Source organism: Phyllobacterium sp. (genome assembly GCF_037994405.1).
GTDB lineage: Bacteria > Pseudomonadota > Alphaproteobacteria > Rhizobiales > Rhizobiaceae > Phyllobacterium.
The window spans coordinates 1-4,687 of record NZ_JBBNAN010000057.1; the positions used below are offsets into that span (position 1 = coordinate 1).

The 4,687-nt window shown below is 59.1% G+C and carries 4 protein-coding genes; all 4 read left to right on the plus strand.

Annotated features, from left to right (window positions below; translation table 11 throughout):
• Nucleotides 1-1,689: hydrogenase 4 subunit B (hyfB, locus tag AAAC48_RS03580; RefSeq protein WP_340652852.1), on the plus strand; the 1,689-nt coding region annotated here is incomplete at its 5' end.
• Nucleotides 1,680-2,636: an NADH-quinone oxidoreductase subunit H gene (locus AAAC48_RS03585; RefSeq protein ID WP_340652853.1), complete on the plus strand. Its 957-nt coding sequence runs from the start codon at nt 1,680-1,682 to the stop codon at nt 2,634-2,636. The genes hyfB and AAAC48_RS03585, both read left to right, overlap by 10 nt.
• Complete coding sequence (locus AAAC48_RS03590) at nt 2,636-3,301, plus strand: hydrogenase-4 component E (protein ID WP_340652854.1); 666 nt, start codon at nt 2,636-2,638, stop codon at nt 3,299-3,301. The genes AAAC48_RS03585 and AAAC48_RS03590 overlap by 1 nt, the downstream gene beginning before the upstream one ends.
• Nucleotides 3,298-4,687, plus strand: a 1,390-nt coding sequence (locus tag AAAC48_RS03595) for a hydrogenase 4 subunit F (RefSeq protein WP_340652855.1), incomplete at its 3' end; no start/stop codon positions are given. The genes AAAC48_RS03590 and AAAC48_RS03595, both read left to right, overlap by 4 nt.

Consider the following 4,687-nt stretch of genomic DNA (forward strand, 5'->3'; position numbering starts at 1 on the left):
CCGCACAGGCTGTTACCATTCTTTCCGGCCTTCCTCGCCGGTATGAACCTCGTGATCCTCGCTGCTGACGCTTTCACTTTCCTTCTCTCATGGGAGTTCATGTCCCTTGCCTCGTGGGCGCTTGTGATGACGCATCATCGCGAGCGCGATAACAGAAAGGCGGCATATATCTATCTCGTCATGGCAAGCTTTGGCACGTTGGCCCTGTTGCTCGCCTTCGGCCTTCTCGCGGGAGTGAGCGGCGACTACGATTTCGCGACGATGCGTGCTGCCGGACACACCCCGGCCGTGGCGGCCTTCGTTCTCATCCTCATGCTCATCGGTGCCGGATCGAAAGCTGGTCTTGTGCCATTGCATGTCTGGCTGCCGCTTGCACACCCGGCCGCGCCGAGCCATGTTTCGGCTCTCATGAGCGGCGTCATGACCAAGGTCGCGGTCTATGGCTTCATCCGGGTCGTCTTTGATCTGCTTGGCGAGCCAGCATGGTGGTCGGGCATGGTCGTGCTGATGCTCGGCGGTGTCACGGCTGTGCTGGGTATCCTACACGCGCTGATGGAGCAGGATCTCAAACGCCTTCTCGCCTACAGCACCATCGAAAACATAGGCGTCATATTCGTGAGCCTCGGCCTCGCACTCGCCTTTGAGGCAAACGCCATGGAATGGGCGGCGGCACTGGCGCTTGCCGCCGCACTGTTCCACGTCCTCAACCATTCCTTTTTCAAGAGCCTGCTCTTTTTCGGTGCTGGGGCCGTCCTGACCGCGACAGGCGAACGGGATATGGATAAGCTCGGAGGTCTCATCCATCGGATGCCATTCACGAGTTTTGCTTTTCTGATCGGTGCCGTCGCGATCTCCGCCCTCCCCCCCTTCAACGGATTCGTCTCGGAGTGGCTGGCCTTTCAAGCGATACTGCAAAGCCCTAATTTGCCCCAATGGGGGCTGAAGATCATGGTCCCGGCAGTCGGCGGCCTGCTTGCACTGTCAGCAGCGCTTGCCGCGGCCTGTTTTGTCAAAGCCTTTGGCGTCACTTTTCTTGGCCGCCCCCGGACGCTTGCCGCCCAACTGGCGCAGGAAGTGGACCGCTTTTCGCTTAACGCCATGTTTGTGTTGGCGGCCCTGTGTCTCATAGCAGGCATCGTGCCCGGAATTGTCATTGATGCCCTTGCGCCCGTGACGCTCGCGCTCGTCGGCGGCCGCATGCCGGTACAAGCAAGTGTGCCATGGCTATCAATCGTGCCAATCGCCGAGGGCCGCAGCTCCTATAACGGGCTGCTGGTGTTTCTGTTTATTGCATTCTCCGCATCGCTTACCGCTTACTTTGTCCATCGCCTTGCCTCGCGCGCATTGCGCCGTGCACCCGCTTGGGACTGTGGCTTCCCCGAACCAAGCCCACAAACCCAATACACGTCCGCAAGCTTTGCCCAACCCGTTCGGCGGGTTTTCGGTACGCTTCTTTTCCAAGCGCGGGAGATCGTCGAAATGCCAGCGCCTGGTGATCCCAAGCCAGCACGGTTCACGCTCGAACTGCGCGATCTGATCTGGGAGGGAGTTTATGAACCGATCAATGGTGCTGTGTGGTTTGCTGCCGAGCAGCTCAACCGCCTCCAGTTCCTCACCATCCGGCGCTACCTCAGCCTGGTCTTCCTTGCCCTTGTCTTCCTGCTTGTGGTGCTCGCACTATGGTCGTGATCTTTGATTTCCTCGCTCAAGGTGCGCAGATGGCGATGGTGCTGTTGCTCGCACCGCTGCTCACCGGGGTCGTTCGAAAAATCAAAGCTCGGTTGTTGCGGCGGCAAGGCCCGTCCGTCATACAGCCCTATCGTGACCTCGTGCGGCTTCTGCGTAAGGAAGTCGTGCTGGCGGAGAATGCCTCCTGGCTATTTCGTGTGACCCCTTACCTGATTTTTGCCGTCACCTGGGTAGCTGCATCACTCATCCCCACCTTTGCGACGGGACTCATGTTCAGCTGGACCGCGGATCTGATTGTGATCGTGGCCTTGCTTGGAAGCGCGCGTTTCTTCCTGGCCCTCGCCGGTATGGATGTCGGCACAAGTTTCGGCGGCATTGGTTCAAGCCGCGAGGTGATGATTGCGACCCTCGCGGAACCCGCGATGCTCCTTACTATTTTTACGCTCGCCCTCGTCGCCGGCTCAACGCAGCTCTCAACGATCGCAGCGGTCATGATTTCATCGCATGTGGGCCTGCGCGTTTCACTAGGAATGGCGCTCATTGCCCTCATCATGGTGGCGATCGCCGAAAACGCCCGCATCCCAGTGGACAATCCGGCGACACATCTGGAACTCACCATGGTGCACGAGGCGATGGTGCTTGAATATTCCGGTCGTCATCTGGCGATGATCGAGTTTGCGGCGTTCCTCAAGCTGCTGCTCTATGTATCGTTGATCGCCTGCATATTCTTGCCCTGGAACCTGGCGGTCCCGGCCACCAGAGCCACGGCCTACATTCTTGGCATGATTGCATATCTCGCCAAGCTGGCGGTTGGTGCCGTTCTTCTTGCCTTGTTCGAGACCGCGACCGCCAAGATGCGGGTTTTCCGCGTGCCCGAATTCCTCGGCGCAGCGCTCATGCTCGGCATGCTCGCCACGCTGCTGCTGTTCGTCTCAAGGAGCCTGTAATGCACGGTCTCACCTTCGATATTGCCCATTTGCTCGCCGGCGGCCTCGTCCTGGTCAGCTTCATGATGCTCTATCAGGACCGTCTTTATTCTTTGCTCAATATGTTTGCGCTGCATTCCCTGGTGCTGACGCTGTCTGTCGCCTGGCAAGCCTATGTCCAACACGCACCGCATCTCTACGTGACGGCAGCCATCGCTCTCGTCTTCAAGGCCACCATCATTCCCATTGCACTGCACCGCATGATCCTCAGAATGGGCATTCACCGCGAGATCGAGACCGTAGTTGGCATTGGTCCCACCATGTTTGTGGGTATGGGGCTGGTTGCGCTCTCCATGGTGGTGATGTTGCGGGTGACGCAAGCCGCCGATCCTTTGGCACGTGAGGACCTTGCCTTCGCCTTGTCAGTCTTGCTGCTTGGTCTTCTGGTGATGGTCACGCGCCGCAACGCGGTCAGCCAGATCGTCGGGTTCATGTCTCTGGAGAACGGCCTGGTGCTTGCCGCCACGGGGGCCAAGGGCATGCCGCTGGTCGTTGAAATCAGCGTCGCCTTCTCGATTCTGATCGCCTTCATCGTCATTGGTGTCTTCCTGTTCCGCATCCGCGAGCGGTTCGATACTGTGGACGTCCGGGCACTCGATGATTTCAAGGGGAAGAGACGCAGATGAATGCGCTTGCGTTCGATCCGGTAACCGCCGTCCTGTTGATCCCAATCAGTGCTGCAGTGCTCCTGGCGCTGCTTCCCGGCTACCGGATGTCCGCAAGAGTGAACGTGTTTGCAAGCCTGTTGACCTTCATCGCGGCCCTCTCGCTTTTCGTCACCGAACGGTTGCAACCGGGTCGCTATCTGCTCGTCGACGATCTCAACATCGTCTTCATCGTCCTTAACACCTTTGTCGGGTTCACGACCAGTGTCTTCAGCGCCAGCTATATCGCGCACGAACTGGAGACCGGCAGGCTGACACCGGCGAACCTCCGTTTCTACCATGCCATGTACCAGATCATGATGTTCGGCATGAACCTCGCCTTCGTGTCGAACAATATCGGCCTGATGTGGGTTGCGGTGGAGCTCGCGACGCTCACCACGGTCCTGATGGTCGGCATTTACCGTACGCACGAAGCACTCGAGGCCGCTTGGAAGTATTTCATTCTGGGCAGTGTCGGTATCGCCTTTGCCCTATTCGGCACCATACTCGTCTACATGGCAGCGCAGCCCATCGTCGGTGAAGGCTATGATGCCATGGCCTGGACACTCCTGATCGAGCACGCCGCCGCATTCGATCCCGCTCTTTTGAATGTCGCCTTCGTGTTCCTGCTGCTTGGCTATGGGACCAAGGTTGGCCTCGCCCCCCTACACGCCTGGCTGCCCGACGCCCACGCAGAGGGCCCGACACCAATCTCGGCGGTGCTGTCGGGCCTGCTCTTGAACGTCGCCCTCTATGCGGTCCTGCGCTTCAAGATATTGATCGCCGCAAGCCCCGAAGCGATCGCACCAGGACCGTTGATGGTAACCATGGGCCTGGCGTCGCTTATATTCGCGGCCTTCATGCTCTACCGCCGCCGCGATGTCAAACGCCTGTTCGCCTATTCCTCGATCGAGCACATGGGCATCATTGTTTTTGCTTTCGGCATGGGCGGCCCGCTCGCGAATTTTGCCGGACTTCTGCACATGGTGATGCATAGTCTGACCAAGTCCGCAATCTTCTACGCCGTCGGTCACATTGCGCAGATCAAGGGTACGCAGAGGCTCTCCAGCATTCGTGGTCTCACCGAGAGCCATCCCGGCCTCGGCTGGGGGCTGGTGATTGGCGTTGTCGCCATCGCCGGACTACCGCCGTTTGGAATCTTCATGAGCGAGTTCCTGGTGGTAAGCTCCATATTCGCCAGGCAGCCGCTTCTCGCAATCCTGCTTGTCTTCGGGCTTCTAATTGCCTTTGGTGCGTTGCTCTTGCGGTTGACCGGTGTCGCCTTTGGCCAACCGCGCGGCAGCATCGCGCCGGCCGAGGCCTCCTACGTGCCGATGTATTCCCACCTTGCCATTGTGTTCGGCGGCG

Bases quoted from the DNA above. Each gene is read 5' to 3' on its own strand.
- AAAC48_RS03585 (WP_340652853.1), top strand. From the start codon at position 1,680: ATGGTCGTGATCTTTGATTTCCTCGCTCAAGGTGCGCAGATGGCGATG.
- AAAC48_RS03590 (WP_340652854.1), top strand. From the start codon at position 2,636: ATGCACGGTCTCACCTTCGATATTGCCCATTTGCTCGCCGGCGGCCTC.